This is a genomic window from Chryseobacterium sp. CBTAP 102 (assembly GCF_003201365.1).
GTDB lineage: Bacteria > Bacteroidota > Bacteroidia > Flavobacteriales > Weeksellaceae > Chryseobacterium > Chryseobacterium candidae.
In genome coordinates this window covers 199,884-225,927 of the sequence record NZ_QICX01000006.1, presented here as the reverse complement: position 1 = coordinate 225,927, position 26,044 = coordinate 199,884, and the positions used below count along the sequence as shown (strand labels likewise).

Genomic DNA, 26,044 nt, shown 5'->3' with positions numbered 1-26,044 from the left:
CTCATTCATTATTACAGGATTTCTGAATCTGGATTCCTTTGGAATGACAAATGTTGTGGATAATCTAAGCGAATAAAAATAACATTATCATAAAACTAAAAGCCCGGGTTCAATCGTTGAAACCGGGCTTATTTTATTGTAAGTAAACTTGACTATTTATAAATCAATTCTGCCTGAAAAACATCCGCGAAATGCTTTCTGATCTTTGCTTTCAGTTCTTCCATTTCTTCCGGTGTGAGTTCTCTTTCAAGCTCTCTTTTTAAAGAAGTAACCTGCTTATCCTTAATCCCACATGGAATAATGTATTCAAAATAACGCATATCTGTATTCACATTCAGTGCAAAACCATGAAGGGTAACCCATCGGGAAGCTTTCACTCCCATAGCACACATTTTTCTGGCGTAAGGTTTTCCTACATCCAGCCAAACTCCGGTCTCTCCCGGGGAACGTTCTCCTTTAATACCATATTCGGCAATGGTTCTGATGATCACTTCCTCCAGATTCCTCATATATAAATGGATATCTGTGAAAAAGTTTTCAAGATCCAGAATAGGGTAGCCTACAACCTGTCCGTAACCATGGTACGTAATATCTCCGCCACGGTTTACTTTCACAAACGTAGCATCAATTTCTTTCAGCTTATCAATACCGGCAAGCATATTTTCTTCATGTCCGCTTTTTCCTAATGTATACACATGAGGATGTTCCACGAAAAGAAGGTGGTTGGGAGTAATATTATGCTGTTCGGCAGGAAGATCCCTGTTTTTTATTTTGGTATCAATGATGTTTTTCATCAGTTGTTCCTGATAATCCCAGGCGGGCTGATATTCTTTGATTCCTAAATCTTCAAATTCTACTGCTTTATTTTGATTTGTATTCATTTCAATTTTTGATATACAAATTTAGTGAATTTTACCCTTTTATGGAATGGATAAAATCTATGGCACTTTTCTTCCAGTTTTTATCCTTAAGCAAAATATTCACAAAAGATGTTCCGATGATACCGCCATCCGCTTTTTCCGTTACGTTTTCAAAATCTTCCTTAGACTTAATTCCAAATCCTATCATTACCGGGTTTTTAAGTGGAAGAGATGCAAGTCTGGAAAGATAATCCTCATTTTTTAAAACCGCATTTTCATTTCCGGTGGTAGAAGAAGAGCTTACCGCATACAGAAAGCCTGAACTTAAAGAATCCAGATAGATCATCCTTTCATCAGAGGTTTCCGGGGTTACAAGAAAAGTGAAATTAAGATGATACTGTTTTAAAATATGCTGATAATTTTTCTCAAATTCAATAGGAGGAAGATCGGGTAGGATCAATCCTGAAACACCGCTTTCCGCACAAGCCGCACAGAATTTCTCAAATCCGAAGCTCAAAACCGGATTGATGTACCCCATCAGAATAACCGGAATTTTGATTTCGTCTTTGATTGCTTTCAATTGGGAAAGGAGTTTTTCAATCGTCATTCCGTTTTGTAAAGCCAGTTCATGAGCTTTCTGGATCACAGGGCCATCTGCCACAGGATCAGAATAAGGCATCCCGATTTCTATCATATCTGCTCCGGAATCCTGAATCAGTTGTATAATATCAGCGGTATCTTCCAGTTGCGGAATTCCTGCTGTGAAGTATATATTTAGTTTTTTCATTTTTTTTTTATAGAAGTTAGAAATTAGAGGTTAGAAGTTAGAAGGTGAATACTTGTTATTACTAATTTCTAGTATCTAACTTCTAATTTCTTTAAGATATGTTTCCATATCCTTGTCTCCACGGCCGCTCAGGCAAATCACCACAACATCATTTTCATTAAATTTCTTCTTATCCAGAACAGCCAGTGCATGAGAGCTTTCCAATGCAGGAATAATACCTTCCAGTCTGGTAAGCTCAAAGGCACATTTCAAAGCTTCATCATCATTAATGCTAAAGAATTCAGCTCTTTTTTGTTTAAATAAATGCGCATGGAAAGGTCCTATCCCCGGATAATCTAATCCTGCAGAAATAGAATGCGGCTCAATGACCTGTCCGTCTTCCGTCTGCATCAGAAGGCTTTTGCTTCCGTGAAGAACTCCAAGCGTTCCTAAGAATGTAGTCGCAGCAGATTTTCCGGAATCTACCCCCAGGCCTCCGGCTTCAGCAGCAATAATTTTTACTTCTTTCTCTTCTACAAAATGATAAAAAGTTCCTGCAGCATTACTTCCTCCACCCACACAGGCAATCACATAATCAGGATTTTCTCTACCGGTTTTTTCTTTAAGCTGCTCTTTGATTTCTTTTGAAATAATGCTTTGAAATCTGGCTACAAGATCCGGAAAAGGGTGTGGTCCCACGACACTCCCAATCACGTAATGGGTAGTTACAGGATTGTTGATCCAGTCTCTTAATGCTTCATTTACCGCATCTTTCAGCGTTTTTGATCCTGAAGTGGCAGCTACCACTTCTGCACCCAGCATTTTCATTCTTGCCACGTTGGGTGCTTGTCTCTGGATGTCAATTTCTCCCATATAAACAATGCACTCAAGACCAAGCAAAGCACACGCTGTAGCTGTGGCAACACCATGCTGTCCTGCTCCGGTTTCAGCAATAATTCTGTTTTTTCCGAGGCGTTTTGCCAATAAAACCTGTCCCAGAGCATTATTGATTTTATGAGCTCCGGTATGGTTGAGGTCTTCACGTTTTAAGTAAATCTGAGTCTTATATTTATTACTAAGATTTTTAGCAAAATATAATGGGGTAGCCCGCCCAACATAGTTTTTAAGTAAATCCTGATATTCAGCCTGAAAATCTTCAGATTCTATGATTTCAAGATAGTTTTTTTGCAGTTCTTCTACATTAGGATAAAGCATTTCGGGGATAAAAGCTCCTCCAAATTCTCCATAATATCCGTTTTCGTCGGGGTTTTTATAATTCATTTTTTTATTCTTTAGTCATTAAATAAGCATTGTTTTGTGAATTCAGCTGATTGAGCCGTTCTTTTCTTTCCTGTGTTGTATGAAAAATCAAAATATCATCATCTTCAGCATTCGCCCACTCTGAATCCACACTTTCTTTGATCATTTTGGCTTTGTCGTGTAGAATTTCTACATCACACTTTTCATAAAAAATACGAAGATCCGAATGGCAGAATCCAATTGTTTCCAGATTTCTCTGAGTAACATTTTCTTTGAAATAACGAACCAAAGCAGCTCCATACCCTTTCTTTTTATGAGCAGAAACCAGCCCTACAGCCTCTGCAAAGGAGTAATCTGTATCTGCTATTTGTATGGTGAAATCAAAATTCACTCTCATAATGGCCAGTATATTTTCATCCGTATCCATCAGAAAATGAAACTCTGAATCTCTGAAAAAAGAGCGGAAATAGGATGAATTCATGGTGCTCCAGGCAGAAATATCCCAAAGCTCCAGAATGTGTTTTATTTCTGCTTCTGTTAAATCTTTCGTTTTTTTTACTTGATATTTCATGGGTTTAAGCTCTTAATAAAGGTGAGGTGGTAATCGTACTGTTGTTTCGTAATCAGCTTTTTATAATATAACAATTCTATTTTATGTGTTAAATCAATTAAGGTTGCCTTATCTATTTCCGACTGATACATGGTAATGGCAATTTCCAGATTATCAATTAAAAAATAAGGATCGGAATCTTCATACAACAGAAAAATTTTAGCATAAATCAATCCCAGGTCATACTTTACACTTGATCTTACATGATTTTCTAAAAATTTATCTGAAATAATGACCAGATAATAGCTGTTCCATAAGCTGATTCTTTCAAAAAAATACTGGATATCACTTTCTTTAAAATCTTTAATAATACAAATGAAATCAGACAATAACCCTCCCACTTCCCAATGTTCTGTATTGCTGTCGTTCTCAGAAACAAAGCGGTACAGATTCTGAATTTTATCATTCCCGAATTTAGGCGGAAATAATGTTTTATAAAATGTCTTCTTTAGCAAATGTATATTCATCCTTGTGTGTTTTTTGTGTTATTTATTTTACTGAAACAGGGTTTTAAACTTTCTTATTCTGTCGATATTTTTACTGCCGGGTTCTGTTTCAAATTTTGAATTGATATCTAAAGCGAAAGGCTGTTGTTTCAATGTATCAATATTCCCTATATTTTCCTCGGAAATACCGCCGCTTAAAAAGTAGGGCAGAGGGATGTCGAATTCATTCAGAATACTCCAGTCGAATTGTTTTCCCGTTCCGCCGAAGGCTTTACTGTCAGTATCGAATAGGTAGTATGTGACAGGTGGCAGATTGGAGGTAAACGTTTGTGCTATTTTATCTTTATTATCAGAATCAATATCTCCTATTCTGATGACTTTAATGATTCCAACCTCAGGATTTAGTTTTTGTCTTAATCCGGCAATGAAATGATTGCTTTCATCACCATGAAGCTGAACGAAATTCAATCCTGCCTGCTGAACTGCTTTTAAAATGACATCTGTTTCTTCATTAACAAAAACACCTGTTTTTCCCCGATGCTCAATAGCTGAGATCTCTTCCATACTCAGATGATTCAAAACATATCTCGGGGATTTTTCATAGAAGATGAAACCGAGAAAATCTACACTCATAGAAATCAATTCCTGAATCTGATCCGGTTTTGTAAGACCGCAGACTTTGAGTTGAGGTGGCAGGTTAAAGGTTTTAGGTGGCAGGTTCATTGGTATTGAGTTTAAATTTGAGAAGCAAATTCTTCAAAAGCGTTGGCCGGATCTGTATTTTTCATGAAATATTCGCCCATCAGGAAACCGTCAAATCCTTTTTCTTTTAAAAATTGAAAATCTTCAAGACTGTAAATGCCGCTTTCTGCAACAGATAAAACTCCTTTTGGAAGCTGGTTTTTCAGCTGGACAGAATGCTGCAGATCTACTTTGAAATCTTTAAGGTTTCTGTTATTAATTCCTGCTAAATCAATTTTCGAATTGAAATGTTTCAGTTCATCTTCCGTATGAATTTCCAGTAAAACCTCCATTTTCAGTTGATGAGCTAATTCTGTAAATTCCTGAACCTGATTAGGTGAAAGACATGAAGCAATCAACAGAATAACATCTGCTCCTATACTTTTTGCTTCATAAAACTGATACTCGTCAATCATAAAATCTTTTCGCAGAATCGGAATGGTAATCTCATTTCTTACATCCTGAACATCATTTAAATTTCCTCCGAAATAATCATGATCAGTCAGGATAGAAATTCCGCTTGCTCCAAATTTTTCGTAAGCTGAAACTACTTCCAAAGGCTGTACACTATTGTTTATGATTCCTTTTGAAGGAGATTGTCTTTTAAATTCAGCGATAATTCCGCTCTTATTTTTGATAGATTCTTTCAGAGAACAGGTTGGTCTTCCAAAAAAAGCCGTGTTTTTTAAATGATCAAGAGAAATGCGTGATTTTGCTGCTGCAACTTCCTCTTTTTTTCGTTCAATAATTTTATCCAGTATAGTCATTTCTTGTGTTTAATTTTGGTCAATAGTGAATTTTGCTTCGCAAGTGAATAATGAATTTAATTAATCAAAAGATTAAAACTGTTTAATGCTTTTCCGCTGTGCAGACTTTCCTGAGCGAGCAGAAGACAGTCATCATACGTCCCGAATTGATGAGTGTTGTACAGGGCTACTGAAGCATTGGCCAGGATCACAGAGTTCTGCTGTTCCGTACCTTTTCCTTCCAGAATATTCATAAATATTTTTGCGGTTTCCTGAATGGAGTTTCCTGCTTTAATATCCTCCAGCGTTACCGGGTTGAAGCCTAAATCTTCCGCAGAATAGATTTCTTCACCGTTTTTTGTGATGATTTTGCTGTCATCCGTAAGGCTTATTTCATCATATCCATCCAGACCATGTACAAGAATAAAGTCACGTTCCTCTTTCTGAAGCAGATACTGATAAATTCTTGCAATTTCCAGATTGTAAACTCCAATCATGGAAAATTTTGGTTTTGCCGGATTTACCAATGGACCCAAGAGATTAAAAAATGTCCTTAATCCTAAAGACTTTCTCAATAAACCAACCGATTGCAGTGCAGGATGAAAATAAGGAGCATGCAAAAAGCAGATGTTGGATCTTTCCAGATCTTCATTCAATTGTTCTGAACTGCTTTTAAACTGATATCCCAGTTCTTCCAGCACATTGGATGAACCTGTAGTGGTAGAAGCTCCGTAATTTCCATGTTTTGTTACCTTCTGTCCGGTTCCGGCTACTACAAAGCTGGCAAGCGTTGAGATATTAATGGTGTCTTTTCCGTCTCCTCCGGTTCCTACAATGTCAATGGCATTACCGGCATCTATATCTACAGAAACGGCCATTTGTAATAAAGCTTCTCTGAAGCCTTCCAGTTCTGTTAGTGTGATGCTTCGCATCAGGAAAACACTGATGAAAGCCGTCACTTCCGCAGCATTGAATTTATTCTGTGCAATCTCAATCATCATAGCCTTAGCTTCAGATTTGGACAGCGTATTATGGTTGAACAGGTATTGCAGTATTTCTTTCATTTGTGGTGTTTTTATGGTTGTTGAAGGACTTTCTAGGGTTTTCATGACAACAGAAAGTTTTTAATGATTACTTCTCCTTCCGGCGTTAAAATGCTTTCAGGGTGAAACTGTACTCCGTGTACATCATAGGTTTTGTGCTGCAAAGCCATGATCATTCCGTCTTTATCTACAGCCGTTATTTCCAGTTCTTCCGGGAAACCTTCCGGATTTACTGCCCAGCTGTGGTATCTTCCCACTTCCAGTCCTGAACTTAAATCTTTGAACAATTTGGTGTTTTCTTTTACCAGTTCAGTAGTGGTTGCTACTCCGTGGAAGATCTCAGTCAGGTTGATCAGATTTCCTCCGAAAGCTTCAGCGATGGCCTGCTGGCCAAGGCATACTCCAAAAATACTTTTGGTAGGAGCATATTCTTTAATAAGGTCTAATAAAATACCTGCTTCTTCAGGAATACCGGGACCTGGAGAAAGGATGATCTTATCATATTTGCCAATCTCTTCCAGGGTAATTTCATCATTTCTTACCACATCTACTCTTTGGTTCAGAATTCTTTCAATAATCTGGACAAGGTTATACGTAAAGCTGTCATAGTTATCGAAAACGAGAACTTTAAGCTGTGGCTGTTGAGTGTTTATATTGTTGTTCATTGCTTTTTTGTTATGGAGTTGCTGGTTGTTTTTGTTGCTGGTTAATAGTAGGGCTTATTTTTCAACTATTTTTTCTGCTTTTTCAACAGCTTTTTTCAGGGCGTTCAGTTTGTTGTTGACTTCCTGCAGTTCACTTTCAGGGACAGATTTTGCTACAAGACCGGCACCTGCCTGATAAAATAATGTGTTGTTTTTGCTTAAGAAAGTTCTGATCATAATGGCCTGGTTGCAGGTTCCGTTCAGTCCGATAATTCCGATACAGCCGCCGTAATATCCGCGGGAATCTTTTTCGTATTGGTTGATCAGCTGTAGCGCTTTATGTTTTGGTGCTCCGCTCAGAGTTCCCTGAGGGAAAGTAGCGGAAACCATCTCAAGAGGATTGATATCATCTTCAACATCTGCCGTTACTTCACTTACCATATGAATAACGTGAGAGAACAGCTGAATCTCCTTAAGCTTGGTAACTGTTACATTTTTTCCAAGTTTTCCAAGATCATTTCTTGCCAGGTCCACCAGCATGGTATGTTCTGCGTTTTCTTTAGGATCAGCTTTTAAAACTTCAATGGCTTCAAGGTCTGCTTCAAAATTTCCCGTTCTTCTGGAAGTTCCTGCAATCGGGTGAATAATTGCTTTATTATTTTTGATGATTAACTGGCTTTCAGGGCTGGAACCAAATAATTTATAATTCCCGTAATCAAAATAGAATAGGTAAGGTGAAGGATTGATATTTCTCAAAGCACGGTATACATTGAATTCATCTCCCTTGAATTTCTGTTCAAATCTTCTGCTCAGAACCAGCTGGAAGACATCTCCGCGCATACAGTGTTTCTGAGCCGTTTTTACCAGTTCCAGATATTCTTCATTGGTAATATTAGAGGTTTCCTCGCTTGTTTTTTCAAAAGGATAAACCGGAGTATTCTGATTTTTAATAAGATTTTCCAAAAGATGAAGTTCAGATTTTACCCCATCAATAAAATTTTCAATGATATGCATTTCATCATTGAAATGATTGATAGCAATTACATATTGGTATAACCTGTATCTCATAACAGGAATTTCAACTTCCTTGCTCTGTGGTTTAAGATTGATGTTTTCAAAGAACTGTACCGCTTCAAAGCTTGTATAGCCAAAAAGGCTCTGAGCTGTCTGCTCTATTGGATCATTCGTTTTTTCACATTTAAAAATATTTCTGAAGTTTTCAAATACATCTGTAATCTTTTGATCATTAATCAATTGTTTTACAGGAGCTGAAGCGGGAAGCTTAATTTCAAATTCGCTGAGGTTTTTCACTTCAATTCCTGCAATGGCATTCACGGCGATAAAGGAAAAATTATTATCAATACTTTTTGAATCCGAGCTTTCCAGAAGAATGGTATCACGGAATTTATCCCTGATCTTAAGGTAGATATTCATGGGAGTATGAAGGTCTCCCAGTGTTTTTTTCGAAACAGTTTTTATTGTAATTGTGTTGGTCAACATTGTATTGTTTTTTGTAAGATTAAGGAATAAAAAAAGGCTTTAACGGTATCCGTCAAAGCCTATATATTGTTTTTTGATTATTTCTGCTGTAGTTAACAACATGACAATACCTTCAGACCCGACGAAGAGTTTGAAAGCCACCACCAAATATTGTTGTTCATTTTTAACATGGGACAAATGTAGAAAATTTTTTAATACCAAGAATAAAAAATATCAAAAAATACAAAAACTTAATATAGAAATCTATTGTTTAAGCTGTTCGAGTTTATGTTTCAATTCCTTAATCTTTTAAAAGCCGTCCGCTACAACCGTTTAATATAACCAGTTGAAAAACAGAATTTTTGAATTTTAAATCATGAATCAAATATGAAAAATTTATTGATTTATTCTTTTAATTAATAGTCGAGATTAATGATTAACAAAGTTTTTCTTATTGATAGTCATTCCACAGGCTCAGGCTGACAATTCGAATACCAACCGAAATTTTTGAGTGTTGTCAGGCTGGGCCTGTCGAAGATATTATTACTAAAAGGGATAGATCAATTATTTTATTTAAACGCGGAAGGGGCGCAATGATTTTGTTGATGATAAAATATCTTTCGCAAAGGCATTTCACTCAGCAAAGAAAGTATTGGTCTTAGCTAAACGAAGTGGCTTTGCACAAAAAAATAAACGCACTATAAAACAAATTGGCCTTGCAAACATAGCGTTTAAAACAACTATTTTACTGGTTCAGACAAAGGTGTATCAGGAGTTCCGCTGTAAAAAACAATTAAAGTCACTCCTTTATCTCCCGTTTTTCCTCTGTGGCCCATATTCACCATCTCGGGCAGCACCTCACCTTTACGAATCCACTGTGTTTTGCCGTCTTCTTTTCTTTCTACCTGAATTTCCCCTTTTTCTACATAAGCAGCATTAATAACAGGATGCTTATGCCAGTCTAAAGCTTTGTTGGGAGGTACCGCAATTTTAAGAACCGAAATTTCCGGCTGTGTAGCAGGATAGGCCGGATATACGGTTCCATCCCATGATTTAGTTGTTTTTAAAAGTGTCACCGATTCTATTTTATCTGAATATTGTGATTGTGGTTCGTTGGAGGAATTGTCACATGAAATAAAGAGGCAAGAGGAAACAACAAAGAAAGTTGCAGCAAACAATTTTTTTTTAGTCATAAGCTTCCTATTTATATTTTGGTTTGGATAATCCGTTATACAAAAATAACTAAGCTTATTTAATTTCTCCAATGTTTGAATTATTTTTTTTATTGATTGGATTAAAACCCGGTCTGTAAAAAATATTTCTTAAAGAAAACATTTGTCATAAGTTTAAAAGTTTATTTTTTATATTTTTGTTTCCAAATTAGAAAAAAATGAAAAAAGTATTAGCAATCGCATTTATCGGAGGTTTATTATTAGCAAGCTGTTCAAAAAAAACAGATCACTCTTTACAGGACAGCAACACAATGCTTGAAGAGCCAGCAGCAACTACTGTTGTGGATTCTACTGCTAAAACTGCTGCTCCAGCTGCTGCAACTCCGGCTGCTCCGGCACCAGAAGCTGCTAAAACAGATTCTACAGCAAAGAAATAATGAAAAAAATACTTTTAGCAGGAACTTTGGGTCTTATGATCATTTCCTGTTCTAAAAAAGAAAATACAGCAGAAGCAGCGTCTTCTTCTGAAGCAGTTGCTGTTTCAGAACCGGCTCAATCTAATCTTTCAGGTGATCAGATCATCGAAACATTGGACTGTTCAGGATGTCACTCTGTTAATGAGAGAATGATAGGACCTTCTTATAAGGAAATTGCAGGTAAGTACTCTGAAAAGGATACGGAGCTGCTGGCTTCCAAAATTATAGAAGGCGGAAGTGGAGTATGGGGAAGTGTGCCTATGGCTGCCCATCCACAGGTATCTAAAGAAGATGCCAAAAAAATGGTGGAATATATTTTAAGTCAGAAGAAATAAAATATGTCCGCTGAAAAATCCAGTCTGCACACAAGAAATCTGCATCGTAATCCTTATGATTTTGATCAGCTTATTTCTTGTGTGCCGGAACTGAAACACTATGTTTTTACAAATGCTTATCAGACGGTAACCATTAATTTCAGCATTCCACAAGCAGTCAAACTGCTCAACAAAGCCTTGCTCTTACATTTTTATAACATTAAAGGCTGGGATATTCCCGATACCAATCTTTGTCCACCGATCCCCGGAAGAGCAGATTATGTACATTATATTGCGGATCTTTTGGGCAAAGAACTTAATGAAACTCCAACAGGAAGTTTTGTAAAAGGACTTGACATAGGAACAGGAGCTAATCTTGTGTATCCTTTAATCAGCCACAGATCTTATGGATGGATGATGACAGCAACAGATATCAATCAGGATTCTTTGAAAAATGCTCAGGATATTTTAGATCAAAACCCGGATCTGTCTTCCGTTATTCAACTGAAAAGGCAGCCTGATACAGATCATATCTTTGTCCATATCATCAAACCTGAAGACAGATTCACTTTTACGATGTGCAATCCCCCTTTTCATGATTCTGAAGAGTCTGCTGTAAAAGGAAATATCCGAAAAACAAAGAACCTTAAAATCTCAAAATCCAAACAGCCTTTACTGAATTTTGGCGGTCAGCAGTCGGAATTATGGTGTGAGGGCGGTGAACTGGCTTTTATCACTAAAATGATCAATGAAAGTTCATTATTTTCATCGCAGGTTCTTTGGTTCACGTGTCTGGTTTCTAAAAAAGACAATCTCAATAAGCTTACTAACCTTTTAAAAAAAGTCAAAGCTGTAGAGGTCAAAACGATTGATATGGCTCAGGGACAAAAAGTAAGCAGAATATTAGCCTGGACGTTTATTCCCCAAAAGGACAGAAAAACCTGGTTGATTTAAAATTCAAAGTTTAAAGTTTCCAGCACGATAGCTCAAATTATGAGACTAAATTAACTAATAATAGGGTGTCTTGCTAAGTGAAACGGCTTTGCGATCGTTTTTTTATCATTATAATAATAATCTTTGCGACCCCATCGTTTAAATACTTCAATTATGGGTTCCAATACATTATATCCCTTATCTCAACTCCATTCCTTGTTCACTTTTTAAAATTTCTGAAAAAAGCCATTGATGGTCAGGTCAAAAATGCCTAAATTTGTAAGCTTTTAGAAAAATAAGAAATGCAATTATCAGAACAAGAAATCATTAGAAGAGAAAAGCTGAATAAGCTTACTGAAATGGGGATTAATGCTTTCCCTGCGGATGAGTATACAATTACAGATACTACAGAATCTATAAAACAGGACTTTTCTGAAAGTAAACAGGTAAAGATCGCTGGTAGATTAATGTCCCGCAGAATTCAGGGGAAGGCTTCTTTCGCAGAATTGCAGGATTCTAAAGGAAAAATTCAGGTTTATTTCAACAGAGACGAGATTTGTCCGGGTGAAGATAAAGAACTATATAATGAAGTATACAAACACCTATTGGATATTGGTGATATTATCGGTATCGAGGGAGAATTGTTTACGACTCAGGTAGGAGAGAAGACCGTTTTAGTAAAAAACTTTACCCTTCTTACGAAGGCTTTACGTCCGCTGCCTCAGGCTAAAACTGATGAGAACGGTGTTGTACATGACGGGTTTACAGATCCTGAATTAAGATACAGACAGCGTTATGTAGATTTAACGGTAAATCCACAGGTGAAAGAAATTTTCGTGAAGAGAACAAAACTGTTCAATGCCATGAGAACATTCTTTAATGACGCTGGATATTTTGAAGTGGAAACACCTATTTTACAGTCAATTCCTGGTGGAGCTGCGGCAAAACCATTCATCACGCACCACAATGCACTGGATATTCCATTATATTTAAGAATTGCCAACGAATTGTATCTGAAAAGATTGATCGTAGGTGGTTTTGACGGAGTATATGAGTTCTCTAAAAACTTCAGAAATGAAGGGATGGACAGAACTCACAACCCTGAGTTTACCGCCATGGAAATCTATGTAGCGTATAAAGATTACAACTGGATGATGGATTTCACTGAGAAATTACTGGAATTCTGTGCTATCCAGGTAAACGGAACTACAACGGCGACGTTCGGAGAACACAATGTAGACTTCAAAGCTCCTTATCCAAGAGTTTCCATGACAGAAGCGATTCTTAAATTTACAGGATTCGATATTACAGGAAAAACAGAGAAGGAATTATACGATTTTGCCAAGTCTATCGGTATTGAAGTGAATGAGACGATGGGTAAAGGAAAATTAATTGATGAGATCTTCGGTGAGAAATGTGAAGGAAACTTCATCCAGCCGACTTTCATTACAGATTATCCGATCGAAATGTCTCCATTAACAAAGAAACACAGAAGCAAAGAAGGCTTAACAGAGCGTTTTGAATTAATGGTATGCGGTAAAGAAATCGCGAATGCTTATTCAGAGCTTAATGATCCTATCGATCAGAGAGAACGTTTTGAAGCACAGATGGCGTTATCTGAAAGAGGAGATGATGAAGCGATGTTCATTGACCAGGACTTCTTAAGAGCGCTGGAATATGGTATGCCTCCAACTTCAGGATTAGGAATCGGTATGGACAGATTAATCATGTTCTTAACGAATAATGCATCTATCCAGGAAGTATTATTCTTCCCTCAGATGAGACCTGAAAAAGCAGTTCCACAAATTGAATTAGGGGAGGATGAAAAAGTAATCCTTGAAATCCTTAATTCTCAGGAAGAAGCAATGTCTTTAGCGGAATTAAAAGAAAGAAGCCAGTTATCCGGTAAAAAATGGGATAAAGCTTCCAAAACTTTAACAAAGAATAATATTGTGAAAGTAGAGAAAATTGACGAAAATCTTTTGATGAAATTGGTTTAAGATTTAATACAATAAATAGTATAAATAGAAAGACTGCTTTTGGGCAGTCTTTTTTTTGTAGGGCATTGTAAAAGAAGGTTTTATTTGTATATTCATCTCCTGAAAAACTGGCTGAAAACCTATTGAACATGTCAAAACGAATTAAAATTCTTCAACCTGTGGTGCTATATTCGGCTCATGAAGAAAACTCCAAAACTTCTGATTTTTTACACGAAGGAGAAATCGTAGAATTTAACCGTGAAAAAAGACGAAATGGAATCAACTGGATGGACATCTATTTGAAAGGAAAGAAAAGTTATATTAAAAAAGATTTCTCAAAAATTTATATTCTAAAAAAAGCAAAGCTTATTGATGATTCTTGTACGGTAGTTTTCTATGAATCAAAAACAAGAGTGAATTATGATTTTCATGAAGTATTTACTTCGCATGCACTTGAAGAAATGAGTCAGGAATCTATAAAGATGAAAAGGATCTATGATCATGCTCAAAAAGAAAAATATGTCAATTTATTTTATAATAATAATGATGTTGAAGTTTCAAAAAGAATTCTTGCAAAAGGAGAAGAAGTTATTATTACTAATGAAAAAGGTATGTTTTTAGAAGTCCTGTACGGCAAAAGGTTTGGATATATTTTATCTGATGTTGCTTATTATGAAGGAAAAAACTGGTGGATGATTGTTGTAGCAATGCTGGTGCTTTTAGGAATTATAGGAGGAAGCTTTTATTCATTAATAGATAATGGATGGACTATTACAGGATCAATTCTTGCTATTCCTGCAATTATTATTACTGCTGTAATTGTGATTTGTATCAAATTTGTTTTAGCAATATTCAATATGATCTATCAAAATATAAGAAAGAGGTTATAAAATATAAAAGGTACAAATCTATTCTGTACCTTTTTCTTTTTTCCATTTCCGAAGCTGTACCCTGAAATTTTTAAACGGAGCTATGGTATTGATATGAATCCATTTCCAGACCGGCCATAGTGCGGGTTTTGTTGCCCATTTTCTTTTGCCAGGAATAAATAGTATATCATCATCAAGGCTTTCTATCCAGTTGATAATTTCATCAACCTGATTTCTAAGCAGCTGTCTTTGCTGTTGTAAACTATAGGAACCATATTCATTATAAAAAGACTGATATAATCCTCCCAGATTATTCCATTTATAATCAGGAGTGGGAGTTTTTACTTCAATTCCTTGGCTTTCGTCAGATTCCCATTGTAAGAGCAGGTGAGTCCAGCCCAATTGATAGGAGATATTTTGCGATGGAGTTTTATCAACTCCAGCCATAAGAAGATCTTTATTCTCCTCTTTAATATCATTAAATTCCTCATCATACATTAGATATCTCTTCCTGATCTCCTCAATGAGCTCTGCTTTATCTTTATAAGTCTGCATATTCACCTATTTTCTCAACTTACTGAAAGAAGCCATCAGATAAAATAAAAACGGAAGAATAAATAATGAACCCAGCATCAGTGCCCATCCCAATGCCGCAATGGTTTTCTCAGGAGCCATATGTTCCAGCAATGAAAGATGCTGTCCGTTTCCTAATAAAATAATATCCGGATTATGCTGATACGTTGCCGCCACTAAAATCATCACCATCTGAAATCCAGCCAAAGCACGAACAGGAAGCAGCTTTTGACGGTTCAAGGCTCTTAGAATAAGCAATAAGGCAATCGTAGCAAAGGCAATGGCCATAATCCCCAAAGGTTTAGAAAATACCCACATCAAAAGGGGAATGTCTGAAATATAAGCGGTCACAAATACCAAAATACCTGTAATCACAACAAAGATCATCGTCTGTTTGGATTTTCTGATCATTAATAAAAGATCAGTTTTATCACGTGTTTCTCTTAATGAAAAGATAGAAGCAAGATAAGCACAAAGCGCTACCGTAAATAAACCTACGGAAACCCCAAACCAGTTCAGCCAGCTGAACACATACAGATCCAGAAAACCTATAGCATCAGGATTGATAGAATGTGAAACGGTTGCCGCAGCAATTAATCCCAAAAAGAAAGGGGTTAAAAGACTGGCATAATAAAAGATCTGAGTATATAAAACCTGCCAGTGATCCTTCACAGCATCATAATGTCTGAAGGTGAATGCTGTTCCTCTTGCAATAATTCCCAAAAGCATCAAAACCAAAGGAATATGCAGATAGGTTGACATGGTGGTATAAATTTCAGGAAACCCCACAAAAAGAATTACAATAGCAATAATCAGCCACATATGATTGGCTTCCCAAACAGGGGCAATAGATTCATACATTATTTCCTGAGTCTTATGGCGGGCTTTTTTATGGGTGAAAAGCTCCACAATTCCAGCTCCGAAATCAGCTCCGCCCAGAATAATATAAAGACAGATGGATAGCCAGAGAAAACCTATTACAATGTAAATCATGATTTTTTGTTTTTATCGTTAAACTGAGCATCTGTAGGATCGTAAAGTTTCGGTACCATTTGAATCTGTCTCTTTAAAAGGAAAACAAGGATCAATGATAATGATACGAAAATAGCAGTAAAGAAATAGAATGAATACTGTATTCCCGGCATAGGAGTTACAGCGTCTACCGTCCTCATGATTCCATAAATAATCCAAGGCTGTCTTCCTACTTCTGTCACTGTCCATCCGGCTTCCAACGCAATATATCCGAAAGGTGTTGCTATTAAGAACGTTTTTAACAACCAGTTTTTACTCAGCCAATCTTTTTTGAAGAAGAAGGCATACAAATAAATAGTGCCAATACCAATCATCACCACTCCAAAGAAGATCATGATCTGAAAAGCGTAATGAACAACAGCAATCGGAGGCCATTCATCTCTCGGAAAATCCTTAAGACCTTTTACTTCAGCATTGAAATCATTGCTCACCAGAAAACTCAACACTTTTGGAATTTTTACCGCATATTTCACTTCTTCTTTTTCCTCATCAGGAATTCCCCCAATCACAAATGAGGCCCCTTTTTCAGTTTCAAAATGAGCCTCCATAGCCGCCAGTTTGATAGGTTGTCTTTCTGCTACCGATTTTGCAGCAACATCGCCACTTAAAGGCGCGCCGAATGCTCCAATTAAGGCAAAACCTACCGCAATTCTGAAAGCTTTGGTATGAAATTCAACATTTCTTTTTCTCATAATCATAAAAGCATGTACTCCAGCTACAGCAAATCCTGTTGCACAAAATGCAGCCACCGTCATATGGAGAGCCTGCGGAAACCATGCATCATTGAACATCGCTTTAATAGGATCTATATTAAGATACTGCCCGTTAATATAATCAAAACCAGTAGGGGAGTTCATCCACGAGTTGGCCGCTACCACCAGAATTCCGGAAGCAAGTCCACTCAATCCTACAAGAAACCCGCAGAACCAGTGAAACCATTTATTGAATCTTTCCCAGCCATATAAAAAGAAACCGATAGCAATTGCTTCAATGAAAAAGGCTGTTCCTTCCAGAGAGAAAGGCATCCCGAAAATAGGACCGGCATGTTTCATAAATCCAGGCCATAGAAGTCCAAGTTCAAAGGAAAGCATTGTTCCTGAAACTGCTCCGGTAGCGAAAAGGATAGCTACCCCTTTGCTCCATGCTTTTGTCAGTCCTTTATATACTTCATTATTGGTCTTTAGGTATTTCCAATGGGCAAAAGCCATCAGAAAAGGCATCACCATACCCACACAGGAGAATATGATATGAAAGCCCAGAGAGAGTGCCATCTGAGCGCGTGCTGCTATAAAATCATCCATAATATCAACTTTTCAGTAAATAAATTTACGCATAAATTATTGATGTTGAATATGATTTACAACAGTTGCTATCTCAACAATACATTTTAATTTTGATTCTTTTACCGGCTCACTAATCCTTATGTTTTTCTAAAGAAAACTCTACATTTTTTTGACACTTTTTAACTTTCATACCTCGAAAAAAATCACGATATTTGTAAGTCTTTGCATGTAGCAGGATTTTTAATTTTTAATATGAGTCAAAAACAATATACAGCTAGTAGTATTCAGGCATTGGAAGGAATGGAGCACGTTCGTATGCGTCCTTCAATGTACATTGGTGATGTAGGAGTCAGAGGACTTCACCACTTGGTTTATGAAGTAGTAGATAACTCTATTGACGAGGCATTGGCAGGATACTGCGACACGATCTTCGTTAGCATCAAGGAAGGAAACGGAATTGAAGTAAGTGATAACGGTAGAGGTATTCCGGTTGATTTCCACGAAAAAGAACAGAAATCTGCCCTTGAAGTTGTAATGACAAAAATTGGAGCCGGAGGTAAGTTTGACAAAGACTCCTATAAGGTTTCAGGAGGTCTGCACGGAGTTGGGGTTTCTTGTGTGAATGCACTTTCCAACGAGATGATCACTACGGTTTACAGAGACGGAAACGTTTACCAGCAGATTTATTCAAGAGGAAAAGCTCAAACAGGTGTTGAGGAGATTGGTCACAGTGAAAAAAGAGGAACCAAGCAGTTTTTCCAGCCGGATGATACCATCTTCACAGAATTAATTTATAATTACGATACATTAGCAAGCCGTTTAAGAGAGCTTTCTTACCTTAATAAAGGAATTACCATTACATTAACGGATGAAAGAGAAAAGTTGGAAGACGGATCTTTCCGTTCAGAAGTTTTTCATTCTGAAGGGGGATTAAAAGAATTTGTTGCTTACATTGACGGAAACCGTGAGTCTATCATGGAACATGTAATCTTCATGGAAGGAGAAAGAGATGATATTCCTGTAGAAGTAGCAATGCGTTACAATACTTCTTTTAACGAAAATCTTCACTCTTACGTAAACAATATCAACACTCATGAAGGAGGAACTCACTTGGCAGGTTTCAGACGTGCTTTGACGAGAACCCTTAAAAAATATGCTGATGATCTGGGGATTCCACAGAAAGAGAAAGTAGAAGTTACAGGAGATGATTTCCGTGAAGGATTAACAGCTGTGATTTCTGTAAAAGTAATGGAGCCTCAGTTTGAAGGACAGACTAAAACAAAACTAGGAAACTCTGAAGTTTCCGGAGCGGTAGATAAAATTGTTGGGGAAATGCTTACCAATTTCCTTGAAGAAAACCCTTCTGAGGCAAAACTGATCGTTCAGAAAGTTGTTTTGGCAGCAAAAGCAAGACAGGCAGCGAAGAAAGCCCGTGAAATGGTTCAGAGAAAATCTCCGATGGGAGGTTCGGGTCTTCCTGGAAAATTATCTGACTGTTCATCAAAAGATCCGGCAGAATCTGAAATTTTCCTTGTAGAGGGAGATTCCGCAGGTGGAACTGCTAAGCAGGGAAGAGACAGACACTTCCAGGCTATCCTTCCATTGAGAGGTAAAATTTTAAATGTAGAAAAATCTATGCTTCATAAAGTTTATGACAATGAAGAAATCAGAAATATCTACACAGCACTTGGAGTTTCTGTAGGTACAGAAGAAGATAGCAAAGCATTAAATATGGCTAAGCTAAGATACCACAAGATCGTTATCATGACCGATGCCGATATTGACGGATCTCACATTTCTACATTGATCCTTACTTTCTTCTTCAGGTATATGAAAGAACTTATTGAGAACGGATATATCTATATCGCTCAACCACCTTTATACCTATTAAAGAAAGGAAACAAAAAAGTATATGCGTACAACGAAAAAGAACGTGAAGAGTTTACTTTAGAAATGTCTCCGGACGGAAAAGGAGTAGAGGTACAGCGTTACAAAGGTCTTGGAGAGATGAATCCTGAACAGCTTTGGGAAACTACCCTTAATCCTGAGCATAGAATCCTGAAACAGGTAACCATTGATAATGCAGTGGAGGCAGACAGTATTTTCTCAATGTTAATGGGAGATGAGGTTCCGCCAAGAAGAGAATTTATCGAAAAAAATGCAAAATATGCAAAAATTGATGCATAAACGTTTTTAAAATATAACAAAAAAGCTTCTAATTATTTAGAGGCTTTTTTTATATTTGGATAAACCAAAAAAAACAATAATATGTTAACTCTTTTACAAACAGATCCTTACAACGGGATGGATGCAGCTTCTGGAGCAGTGGCTGCAGGATTAGGAATCGGAACTATGTTCTTCGGCTTACTTTGCTATATATTCTATGGATACTGCATGTACAAAATCTTCCAGAAAGCAGGAAGACAAGATGCCTGGGCTGCCTTTATTCCTATTTATAATACCATCGTATTACTGGAAATTGTTAAAAAACCGATTTGGTGGATCATTCTTTTCTTTATTCCATTGGTGAATATCTATGCATGCTGGGTTGTATATGACAGGCTTGCCAAAGGCTTTGCAAAAGAAACGCCTCTGTACACCATTCTGATTCTCCTTTTTGGATTTATTTTTATTCCTGTATTAGGACTTGGAAACGATCAGTACAATAGTAAACTGATTCCAAATGATTAAAAAGTAACAAAAAAAGCTTAAAGACTTCAGAAATGAAGTCTTTTTTATAAATAATTTTTCAATTGTATAATTTATGGTATTTCTTCTTCTTATTGATTCTACATTATTAAAATTGCACGAATTGTGATTTATTTTAAATTTGAAATGCAGACAAGATGAAGTTTATCCATTCATAGCACAGAATAGATACAACCTTCTCCCAATATAGAATGCGTATAAATATCCTGTTTTTAACTTTTCAAAATTTGACAATACAAAGTGTTAATTTGTTGAATTTATTTTAGTTGTATTTAAAATGATGCTTTTTAAGTATGAGGTTAAGGCTTCATATGTTGAAGCCTTTTATATTTTTTTTAACAGTTATTAAGATTTTATTATTTTTGTACAATCTTAATAACTATGATGAAAATATTAGTCTTTGGGGCTTTATCGACTGCCTCATTATATTTCGCACAGAGCTATCCTGCCTCTGCTATTCCGGAGAATTTAAAGAAAAATGCTGATGTTGTTATTCGAAAGGATTTTACAACAGTCCAGATTCATAAAATTGATGAAATAAAATATCAGAAAAATAAGGTAACTACAGTTTTAAATAAAGATGGTGATAGTGAAGCAGTAGCTTATATTTCTTATGATAAGTCAAAAAGTATTTCGAACATAAAAGTTACGATTTATGATGAAGCCGGAAAAAAAATTAAAAGTATTTCAAAATCTGATTTTAAAGATGTAGCCAACAATCCTCAGGGTGTTTTTTATTCTGATAACAGGATACTGGTTTATTCATATACGCCGGTTCAATACCCTTATACTGTTGATTTTTCGTATGAAGCGGAAGATGAAGATACTGTTTTCATCCCGGATTTTGTACCGTTTACTTCTACTAAGATATCTCTGGAAGAAGCACAGTTCAAAATCATTAACACTTCGGGAATCGAACTTCGATCTAAGATTTATCCTTCAAAATATAATTATGCATCGGTAACAGAAAGCGGTAGTGCAAATGATAAAACCTATTCGTATAAAAATGTACCTGCTATAGATGATGCTTTTATGATTCCACAGCCTGTTAAAATTTTACCTGCAGTTAATTTTGCTTTAGCGAAATTCAGTCTGGCAGGAAAGCAGGGAACTTTAAATAACTGGACAGATTTCGGAACCTGGATTTACAATGATCTTTTGGTACCTGTTTCTGCGTCAACTCCCGCTATCAAAGCTGAAGTAGCCTCTTTACAATTACAGGGATCTGTAGAAGATAAAGTAAAGAAGATTTATCAGTACATGCAGAACAAAACCCGATATATTGCTGTTTCATTAGGAATAGGAGGCTGGCAGCCCATGTTGCCGGATGAGGTTCAGAAAAAAGGCTATGGTGACTGCAAGGGGCTTACAAACTATATGAAAATTCTATTGAACGAAGCAGGAATTCCTTCTCATTATTGTATTATCAATTCCGGTCGTTCACAGGTTTCCTTTGATCCGGAATTTCCTTCCATGGGCGGAAACCATATTATTCTGATGGTTCCGACAGAAAAGGGAAATATCTGGCTTGAAAATACTTCTCAGCAAATAGCTTTTAACCATTTAAGTTACAGTACTACGGACAGGAACGTACTCGCTGTAACTCCAAAAGGAATTGAGCTTATTAATACCCCTGTTTATAAAGCCGAACAGAACAAAGAAAAACAAACATTGAGGGTTAATCTTAATGAAGATAACAGTATTACCGGAACCGGTAACTTTTCCTATACCGGAAATCAATATGATTATAATTTAAGATTTGTCAATCTTAGTCCTAAGGAAAAAAATGATGCACTGAAAGGAATATTTGATGTTTTAAACTTTGAAAAAGTTGAAATGAAAAACTTTAATAATGACAGAGATAATGCTGTTATTACCTATGACATTGATTTTAAAACCAATAATTTTTCCAAAAAAGCGGGAAACAGCCTTCTGTTCAGATCTGTGCCTATTTTTACTGATGCTGTCTTTAAAACTGATGAAAGCCGTGAGCTTCCTTTTGAAGTCGGTATGTCTTATGAGGACGAATACGAAATTGCGTTTGTCCTTCCTTTAGGTTATAAAGTGGATGAAACTCCGGATAACTCAACCATCACTTCTGAATTTGGATCTTATAAACTCAGTTTTGCTACAAGTGAGGGACAGGTAAAAGTAACCAGAAAGATGCAGATTAATAAGGGATTATATCCAAAAGAAAAGTACAATGATTACATCAGTTTCAGAAAGAAGATTCTGAATATGGACAATTCAAAAATTTTAATAACAAAAATATAAAAATGAAAAAAATTATAGTATTGCTTTTCTGCTCTGCCAATGCAATATTGTTCAATGCTCAGAAAAAATACGAATTTCTGAATCCTCCTAAATTTAATGATGCAGATTTATCTAAAGCAAAATCATTATTAGATGAAAATGCTCCGGCCGAAATTTTATACAAATCTGCTTATTTTATGGTGGATGCCAATACAGGCAATCTGCACAAAAGATATTTTTACAGAGTTAAGATTTATAATAAAGATAAAGCTGAAGACTGGTTGAATCTTGAAATTCCTATTTATAATGTTGGGACCAACAGAGAATCACTAGGGAAGTTCAAAGCTTTTACCTATAATCTTGAAAATGGAACTACGGTTCCTGTAAAAGTGGAAAAAAGTTCCCAATATAAAAGTAAAGAGAATAAATATGTTACTTTAACAAAATTTGCTTTTCCAGGCGTGAAAAATGGATCAGTCATAGAATATCAATATGAAATAATATCTCCGTTTCGATTTATGATTCCAGAAGTATTGATAGAATCTGATACTCCTTCACTGAATACGGAATATGTTTTTGATACGCCCATCAATATGTCTTATAATGTAAACTATACGGGAGGAATCAGCCCTAAGTATAGAGAAATGGAAGAAAGATATCTGTACGGAGCTCAATACAAAACCTTTAGGTTTGCTTATGAAAATCTGAATGGTTTTAAAACTGAAAAATTTGTAAGAAATGATAGAAATTTCAGAACAAAAATCAGCGCTGAGTTAAATTCTACTAATTTCGGAGAGCTTAAACTGTATTCATCTTCATGGGATCAGATTGCAAAGAGATTGTACGATAGTGATGATTTTGGAGGTGAAATAAAAAGAACAAAACTGGCAAAAGAAAATATGCCGGCAGGAGTCTTAGAAATGAAAACTGACCTTGAAAAAGCAAATGCTATCTTTTCATATGTTCAAAAGACTTTTACCTGGAACAAAGATAAAGGTATTTATACCGAAGATGGAATTAAAAAGCTTTTGGAAACTAAAACGGGGAACGCCGCAGAAATCAATCTTTTTCTGGTTATGATGCTTCGCGAAGCAGGTCTTAAAGCAGATCCGTTGGTTATTTCTACAGTAGAGAACGGATTGATCAATCTGGTATCACCTAATATTTCCAATATGAACTTTGTCTTGGCAGCAATTGATATAGATAAGCAGCTGCATATTTATGATGCTACCTCTAAACAGTCTTCATTAGATGAAATACCTCTTAAAAACTGGAATCAATATGGAATTCTTGTGACGAAAGATAAAGCGCTGCAGATTCAAATGTCCAATTTGAAATCCAGTAATACTTATCTTACCGCGAATGCCAGGATCAATGATGACGGAAGTATTTCCGGTACCTATTCGGATAAAGATACAGGCGCATATGCAATGCATGCTAAAGATAACTACGATGATAATGCAGAAAAATACAAAAAACAGTATAAGGAAAACTTCTCAATAGATTTTACGGATATCAATTCAAAAGTGCTGGAAAATGGAGATTTTGAAAGCAGTATGAAATTCTCTTCATCCAACCTTATTGACAGAGTTGGGAAGAAAATGATTATCAATCCGATGTTGTTTTTAAGTAAAAATTCTAATGAATTTGATCAAACTGAAGTAAGAAAATATCCTATTGATTTCGGATCCCCTATAACCAGGATAAAAAAAGTCTCTCTTGAAATTCCTGAAGGATACGTGATAGAGGAAATGCCTAAAGAAAAAAGAATTGTTACTGAAGATAAAGAAATAGCATATACTTATTCTGTAGAACAAAAAGGAAATATGCTGGTGGTAACTACAACTACAAAAATTGGCAGTTCAGACTATCCGAAAGAATATTACCCTGCATTTAAGCAAATCTGGAGTGTTGCTTCAAAATTTGAAAATCAGGTAATCAGTCTTGTAAAAAAGTAATGTTTAACGTGATTTAAATAAAAAAATAAAACTTTTTCAAAAACCATTCATCTTTTGAATGGTTTTTGCATTTATTAACAAAAAAAAATAGAATTATGAAAAATACGATTGCTGTTATAGCATTATCTTCTTTCCTGGCAGTTACGGCCTGTAAAAAAAATGAAACAGCGGCATCAGGAGAAAAAACAGAAAACAAAGCTACTGAAGAATTTGTGGTAGACTCCGTAAAAGTCAATGATTCTACAAAAATTACAGACTCTTTAAAAGTGAGCTTTACTTCAAAACTCCTTGTTTTCCCTACTTTAAAAGATAAAAAACTGTTAGACAGCATCTATTTCCACAATGTAAACATTAAAGATTTTTCCAAAGCCGGTCTTCAGGCTTATCTGGATAATGAAAAAAATAATTATTTCAATTCTGTAAAAAATGATAATAAAGATTGGGCATCAGACGTTACTTATGCTCAAAACTGGTATTCTAGTTCGCATATGAATCTTATTTCTAATTCTAACGATTATATGCATATTCAGTATTTGGGAAGCGGGTATGAAGGAGGAGCACATGATAACTACGGATTTTCCGAAAGGGTTTTTGACCTTAAAAACAATAAAAAATTAGAATTGAAAGATATTACTTCAATGCCTAAAAATAAAATTGAAGCCATTCTGATGAAAAATATTGATAAAATGAATAGTGGTACGATGGATGGTGACGGAGAAGTGAAGAACTCCGAAATGCTTTTAGTGGATAAAATTCCGGCATCTGATAACTTTTATTTTGATGATAAAAACCTGTATTTTCACTACAGCCCCTATGAAATTGCTGCTTTTGCCGCCGGAGATATTACTATTCCGGTTTCCTGGGAAGACCTGAAAGGCACATTAAATACAGAATTTAAAGAAAGAATGAAAATTAAGTAAATTAATGCTTCCAGTTCTGGAAGCATTTTTTAATTTTGTGGTAATGGACAAAGTTGCTTTTATTATCAATCCTTTTTCGGCCAAAAAAAACTATCAGCCGTTTTTAAACGAACTTAAAACAAAGGTTAATAACCCTTTGTATTATGTGTCAGAATCTATTCCCGGAACAGAGGAATTTATTAAGTCTCATTTTGAAGAGGTGGATATTTTTGTGGCAATAGGAGGCGATGGTACTATTTCTACGGTGGCTAAAAATCTTATTTATACAGATAAAATTCTGGCAATTTTTCCCGCAGGTTCTGGAAATGGATTTTCCAACGAAACACAATTCAGTAAAAATCTGGATGAACTTTTAGAAAAAATAAAAGCTAAAAACTCCAGAAAGATTGACACATTTACTGTGAACGAAAGGCTTTCCATTAATGTATCGGGGACGGGATTTGACGGTAAAGTGGTTAAAGAATTTGAAAAAACAAGCCGTGGATTCAAAAACTATATCAAAGTTTCCCTGAAAACTTTTTTCAATTACAAACCCATCAAGGTGAAATTTTTTGATGAGGAATATCAGCAGTATAATGGAAGGTATCTGATGATGAATATCGCCAATACCCGCCAGTTTGGCAACAACGCCTATATTGCACCGAAGGCCAGTAAAAGTGATGGTTTGGTCGATATGGTTCTGGTAAAAAAGTTTCCGTTAACTTATTCTGCACTTTTTGCTTTCCGTATGTTTACCAAAAGACTGAAAGATGATGAATATGTTACCTATCTTCCAGTTTCTGAAATATCTTTTAAAGTCAATACCAAAAACTGGCATCTTGATGGTGAATTCAATAAGATCAAATCACCAATTCATGTTAAAGTACAGCCGGCGAGTTTGAATATTTTGATTTAAAGTTCAAGGTTTAAAGTTTTGGGTTGGTTAATGATTGAGGAACATTCTGATTTTCTAAATTGATTATTCACCTGCGAAGTGAA

At 35.9% G+C, this 26,044-nt stretch carries 25 protein-coding genes; 11 read left to right on the top strand and 14 right to left on the bottom strand.

All coding sequences use genetic code 11. The features are described 5' to 3' along the window. Positions 1-152 precede the first annotated feature (152 nt). From lipB to C8D70_RS10775, 11 genes are all read right to left on the bottom strand, one after another. Positions 153-881, bottom strand: a complete 729-nt coding sequence (gene lipB / locus C8D70_RS10825) for a lipoyl(octanoyl) transferase LipB (RefSeq protein ID WP_110367320.1) — start codon at positions 879-881, stop codon at positions 153-155. 31 nt (positions 882-912) lie between these two features. After that, positions 913-1,647 (bottom strand): tryptophan synthase subunit alpha, encoded by a 735-nt coding sequence (gene trpA / locus C8D70_RS10820; RefSeq protein ID WP_110367319.1) that lies wholly within the window; start codon positions 1,645-1,647, stop codon positions 913-915. 75 nt (positions 1,648-1,722) lie between these two features. After that, complete coding sequence (trpB, locus tag C8D70_RS10815; RefSeq protein ID WP_076597068.1) at positions 1,723-2,907, bottom strand: tryptophan synthase subunit beta; 1,185 nt, start codon at positions 2,905-2,907, stop codon at positions 1,723-1,725. 4 nt (positions 2,908-2,911) lie between these two features. After that, positions 2,912-3,457 (bottom strand): GNAT family N-acetyltransferase, encoded by a 546-nt coding sequence (locus tag C8D70_RS10810; protein ID WP_110367318.1) that lies wholly within the window; start codon positions 3,455-3,457, stop codon positions 2,912-2,914. After that, entirely contained in the window at positions 3,454-3,963 is a 510-nt protein-coding gene (locus C8D70_RS10805) for a hypothetical protein (protein WP_076597066.1), read from the bottom strand. Before C8D70_RS10805 ends, C8D70_RS10810 begins: the two co-directional genes overlap by 4 nt. Before the next feature lie 27 nt (positions 3,964-3,990). Continuing rightward, positions 3,991-4,665, bottom strand: coding sequence for a phosphoribosylanthranilate isomerase (locus C8D70_RS10800; RefSeq protein WP_110367317.1), 675 nt, complete (start codon positions 4,663-4,665; stop codon positions 3,991-3,993). A gap of 11 nt (positions 4,666-4,676) precedes the next feature. Further along, positions 4,677-5,450: an indole-3-glycerol phosphate synthase TrpC gene (trpC, locus tag C8D70_RS10795; RefSeq protein ID WP_110367316.1), complete on the bottom strand. Its 774-nt coding sequence runs from the start codon at positions 5,448-5,450 to the stop codon at positions 4,677-4,679. Between the two features lie 56 nt (positions 5,451-5,506). Next, positions 5,507-6,493, bottom strand: a complete 987-nt coding sequence (gene trpD, locus C8D70_RS10790; protein WP_110367365.1) for an anthranilate phosphoribosyltransferase — start codon at positions 6,491-6,493, stop codon at positions 5,507-5,509. A 41-nt stretch (positions 6,494-6,534) separates the two neighbouring features. Next, positions 6,535-7,137, bottom strand: a complete 603-nt coding sequence (locus C8D70_RS10785; RefSeq protein ID WP_110367315.1) for an anthranilate synthase component II — start codon at positions 7,135-7,137, stop codon at positions 6,535-6,537. Positions 7,138-7,191: 54 nt separating this feature from the next. Beyond that, positions 7,192-8,616: an anthranilate synthase component I family protein gene (locus tag C8D70_RS10780; RefSeq protein WP_110367314.1), complete on the bottom strand. Its 1,425-nt coding sequence runs from the start codon at positions 8,614-8,616 to the stop codon at positions 7,192-7,194. Positions 8,617-9,335: 719 nt separating this feature from the next. Then, complete coding sequence (locus tag C8D70_RS10775; RefSeq protein ID WP_110367313.1) at positions 9,336-9,788, bottom strand: cupin domain-containing protein; 453 nt, start codon at positions 9,786-9,788, stop codon at positions 9,336-9,338. A gap of 197 nt (positions 9,789-9,985) precedes the next feature. On the opposite strand from C8D70_RS10775, the gene C8D70_RS10770 reads away from it, so the two are divergent. The 5 genes from C8D70_RS10770 (at position 9,986) to C8D70_RS10750 (ending at position 14,359) form a co-directional block, all read left to right on the top strand. Beyond that, complete coding sequence (locus C8D70_RS10770) at positions 9,986-10,204, top strand: hypothetical protein (protein WP_076597060.1); 219 nt, start codon at positions 9,986-9,988, stop codon at positions 10,202-10,204. Beyond that, positions 10,204-10,578: a c-type cytochrome gene (locus C8D70_RS10765; protein WP_110367312.1), complete on the top strand. Its 375-nt coding sequence runs from the start codon at positions 10,204-10,206 to the stop codon at positions 10,576-10,578. Before C8D70_RS10770 ends, C8D70_RS10765 begins: the two co-directional genes overlap by 1 nt. Positions 10,579-10,581: 3 nt before the next feature. Continuing rightward, positions 10,582-11,511 (top strand): 23S rRNA (adenine(1618)-N(6))-methyltransferase RlmF, encoded by a 930-nt coding sequence (gene rlmF, locus C8D70_RS10760; protein ID WP_110367311.1) that lies wholly within the window; start codon positions 10,582-10,584, stop codon positions 11,509-11,511. 281 nt (positions 11,512-11,792) lie between these two features. After that, positions 11,793-13,490, top strand: coding sequence for a lysine--tRNA ligase (gene lysS / locus C8D70_RS10755; RefSeq protein ID WP_110367310.1), 1,698 nt, complete (start codon positions 11,793-11,795; stop codon positions 13,488-13,490). A 128-nt stretch (positions 13,491-13,618) separates the two neighbouring features. After that, on the top strand, positions 13,619-14,359 hold the full coding sequence (locus C8D70_RS10750) for a hypothetical protein (RefSeq protein ID WP_110367309.1): 741 nt from the start codon (positions 13,619-13,621) through the stop codon (positions 14,357-14,359). A gap of 18 nt (positions 14,360-14,377) precedes the next feature. Here the strand turns inward: C8D70_RS10750 and C8D70_RS10745 are convergent, their stop codons facing one another. Genes C8D70_RS10745 through C8D70_RS10735 form a run of 3 tightly spaced genes read right to left on the bottom strand, consistent with a single transcriptional unit; the run spans position 14,378 to position 17,244 of the window. Then, the gene (locus tag C8D70_RS10745) at positions 14,378-14,893 is read right to left on the bottom strand and encodes a ClbS/DfsB family four-helix bundle protein (RefSeq protein ID WP_110367308.1); all 516 of its coding nucleotides are present in this window, start codon (positions 14,891-14,893) and stop codon (positions 14,378-14,380) included. 6 nt (positions 14,894-14,899) lie between these two features. After that, a complete protein-coding gene (locus tag C8D70_RS10740) occupies positions 14,900-15,904 on the bottom strand; it encodes a cytochrome d ubiquinol oxidase subunit II (protein WP_110367307.1) in 1,005 nt (334 codons plus the stop codon). After that, complete coding sequence (locus C8D70_RS10735; protein WP_110367306.1) at positions 15,901-17,244, bottom strand: cytochrome ubiquinol oxidase subunit I; 1,344 nt, start codon at positions 17,242-17,244, stop codon at positions 15,901-15,903. Before C8D70_RS10735 ends, C8D70_RS10740 begins: the two co-directional genes overlap by 4 nt. 234 nt (positions 17,245-17,478) lie before the next feature. On the opposite strand from C8D70_RS10735, the gene gyrB reads away from it, so the two are divergent. The 6 genes from gyrB to C8D70_RS10705 all read left to right on the top strand — a co-directional run bounded on the left by gyrB (position 17,479) and on the right by C8D70_RS10705 (position 25,961). Next, a complete protein-coding gene (gene gyrB / locus C8D70_RS10730) occupies positions 17,479-19,413 on the top strand; it encodes a DNA topoisomerase (ATP-hydrolyzing) subunit B (protein WP_110367305.1) in 1,935 nt (644 codons plus the stop codon). An 81-nt stretch (positions 19,414-19,494) separates the two neighbouring features. Beyond that, positions 19,495-19,917 carry a DUF5684 domain-containing protein gene (locus C8D70_RS10725; RefSeq protein WP_110367304.1) on the top strand — a complete coding sequence of 141 codons (423 nt, stop codon included), beginning with the start codon at positions 19,495-19,497 and terminating at the stop codon, positions 19,915-19,917. Positions 19,918-20,316: 399 nt separating this feature from the next. Next, a complete protein-coding gene (locus tag C8D70_RS10720) occupies positions 20,317-22,209 on the top strand; it encodes a DUF3857 domain-containing protein (RefSeq protein WP_110367303.1) in 1,893 nt (630 codons plus the stop codon). A gap of 2 nt (positions 22,210-22,211) precedes the next feature. Then, entirely contained in the window at positions 22,212-24,146 is a 1,935-nt protein-coding gene (locus tag C8D70_RS10715) for a DUF3857 domain-containing protein (RefSeq protein WP_110367302.1), read from the top strand. A 95-nt stretch (positions 24,147-24,241) separates the two neighbouring features. Further along, the gene (locus C8D70_RS10710; RefSeq protein ID WP_076597047.1) at positions 24,242-25,066 is read left to right on the top strand and encodes an RsiV family protein; all 825 of its coding nucleotides are present in this window, start codon (positions 24,242-24,244) and stop codon (positions 25,064-25,066) included. A 43-nt stretch (positions 25,067-25,109) separates the two neighbouring features. Further along, positions 25,110-25,961 carry a diacylglycerol/lipid kinase family protein gene (locus C8D70_RS10705; RefSeq protein WP_076597127.1) on the top strand — a complete coding sequence of 284 codons (852 nt, stop codon included), beginning with the start codon at positions 25,110-25,112 and terminating at the stop codon, positions 25,959-25,961. Positions 25,962-26,044 lie beyond the last annotated feature (83 nt).

Coding starts and splice junctions, on each gene's coding strand:
- lipB (WP_110367320.1), bottom strand. CDS start 881: ATGAATACAAATCAAAATAAAGCAGTAGAATTTGAAGATTTAGGAATC.
- trpA (WP_110367319.1), bottom strand. CDS start 1,647: ATGAAAAAACTAAATATATACTTCACAGCAGGAATTCCGCAACTGGAA.
- trpB (WP_076597068.1), bottom strand. CDS start 2,907: ATGAATTATAAAAACCCCGACGAAAACGGATATTATGGAGAATTTGGA.
- C8D70_RS10810 (WP_110367318.1), bottom strand. CDS start 3,457: ATGAAATATCAAGTAAAAAAAACGAAAGATTTAACAGAAGCAGAAATA.
- C8D70_RS10805 (WP_076597066.1), bottom strand. CDS start 3,963: ATGAATATACATTTGCTAAAGAAGACATTTTATAAAACATTATTTCCG.
- C8D70_RS10800 (WP_110367317.1), bottom strand. CDS start 4,665: ATGAACCTGCCACCTAAAACCTTTAACCTGCCACCTCAACTCAAAGTC.
- trpC (WP_110367316.1), bottom strand. CDS start 5,450: ATGACTATACTGGATAAAATTATTGAACGAAAAAAAGAGGAAGTTGCA.
- trpD (WP_110367365.1), bottom strand. CDS start 6,493: ATGAAAGAAATACTGCAATACCTGTTCAACCATAATACGCTGTCCAAA.
- C8D70_RS10785 (WP_110367315.1), bottom strand. CDS start 7,137: ATGAACAACAATATAAACACTCAACAGCCACAGCTTAAAGTTCTCGTT.
- C8D70_RS10780 (WP_110367314.1), bottom strand. CDS start 8,616: ATGTTGACCAACACAATTACAATAAAAACTGTTTCGAAAAAAACACTG.
- C8D70_RS10775 (WP_110367313.1), bottom strand. CDS start 9,788: ATGACTAAAAAAAAATTGTTTGCTGCAACTTTCTTTGTTGTTTCCTCT.
- C8D70_RS10770 (WP_076597060.1), top strand. CDS start 9,986: ATGAAAAAAGTATTAGCAATCGCATTTATCGGAGGTTTATTATTAGCA.
- C8D70_RS10765 (WP_110367312.1), top strand. CDS start 10,204: ATGAAAAAAATACTTTTAGCAGGAACTTTGGGTCTTATGATCATTTCC.
- rlmF (WP_110367311.1), top strand. CDS start 10,582: ATGTCCGCTGAAAAATCCAGTCTGCACACAAGAAATCTGCATCGTAAT.
- lysS (WP_110367310.1), top strand. CDS start 11,793: ATGCAATTATCAGAACAAGAAATCATTAGAAGAGAAAAGCTGAATAAG.
- C8D70_RS10750 (WP_110367309.1), top strand. CDS start 13,619: ATGTCAAAACGAATTAAAATTCTTCAACCTGTGGTGCTATATTCGGCT.
- C8D70_RS10745 (WP_110367308.1), bottom strand. CDS start 14,893: ATGCAGACTTATAAAGATAAAGCAGAGCTCATTGAGGAGATCAGGAAG.
- C8D70_RS10740 (WP_110367307.1), bottom strand. CDS start 15,904: ATGATTTACATTGTAATAGGTTTTCTCTGGCTATCCATCTGTCTTTAT.
- C8D70_RS10735 (WP_110367306.1), bottom strand. CDS start 17,244: ATGGATGATTTTATAGCAGCACGCGCTCAGATGGCACTCTCTCTGGGC.
- gyrB (WP_110367305.1), top strand. CDS start 17,479: ATGAGTCAAAAACAATATACAGCTAGTAGTATTCAGGCATTGGAAGGA.
- C8D70_RS10725 (WP_110367304.1), top strand. CDS start 19,495: ATGTTAACTCTTTTACAAACAGATCCTTACAACGGGATGGATGCAGCT.
- C8D70_RS10720 (WP_110367303.1), top strand. CDS start 20,317: ATGATGAAAATATTAGTCTTTGGGGCTTTATCGACTGCCTCATTATAT.
- C8D70_RS10715 (WP_110367302.1), top strand. CDS start 22,212: ATGAAAAAAATTATAGTATTGCTTTTCTGCTCTGCCAATGCAATATTG.
- C8D70_RS10710 (WP_076597047.1), top strand. CDS start 24,242: ATGAAAAATACGATTGCTGTTATAGCATTATCTTCTTTCCTGGCAGTT.
- C8D70_RS10705 (WP_076597127.1), top strand. CDS start 25,110: ATGGACAAAGTTGCTTTTATTATCAATCCTTTTTCGGCCAAAAAAAAC.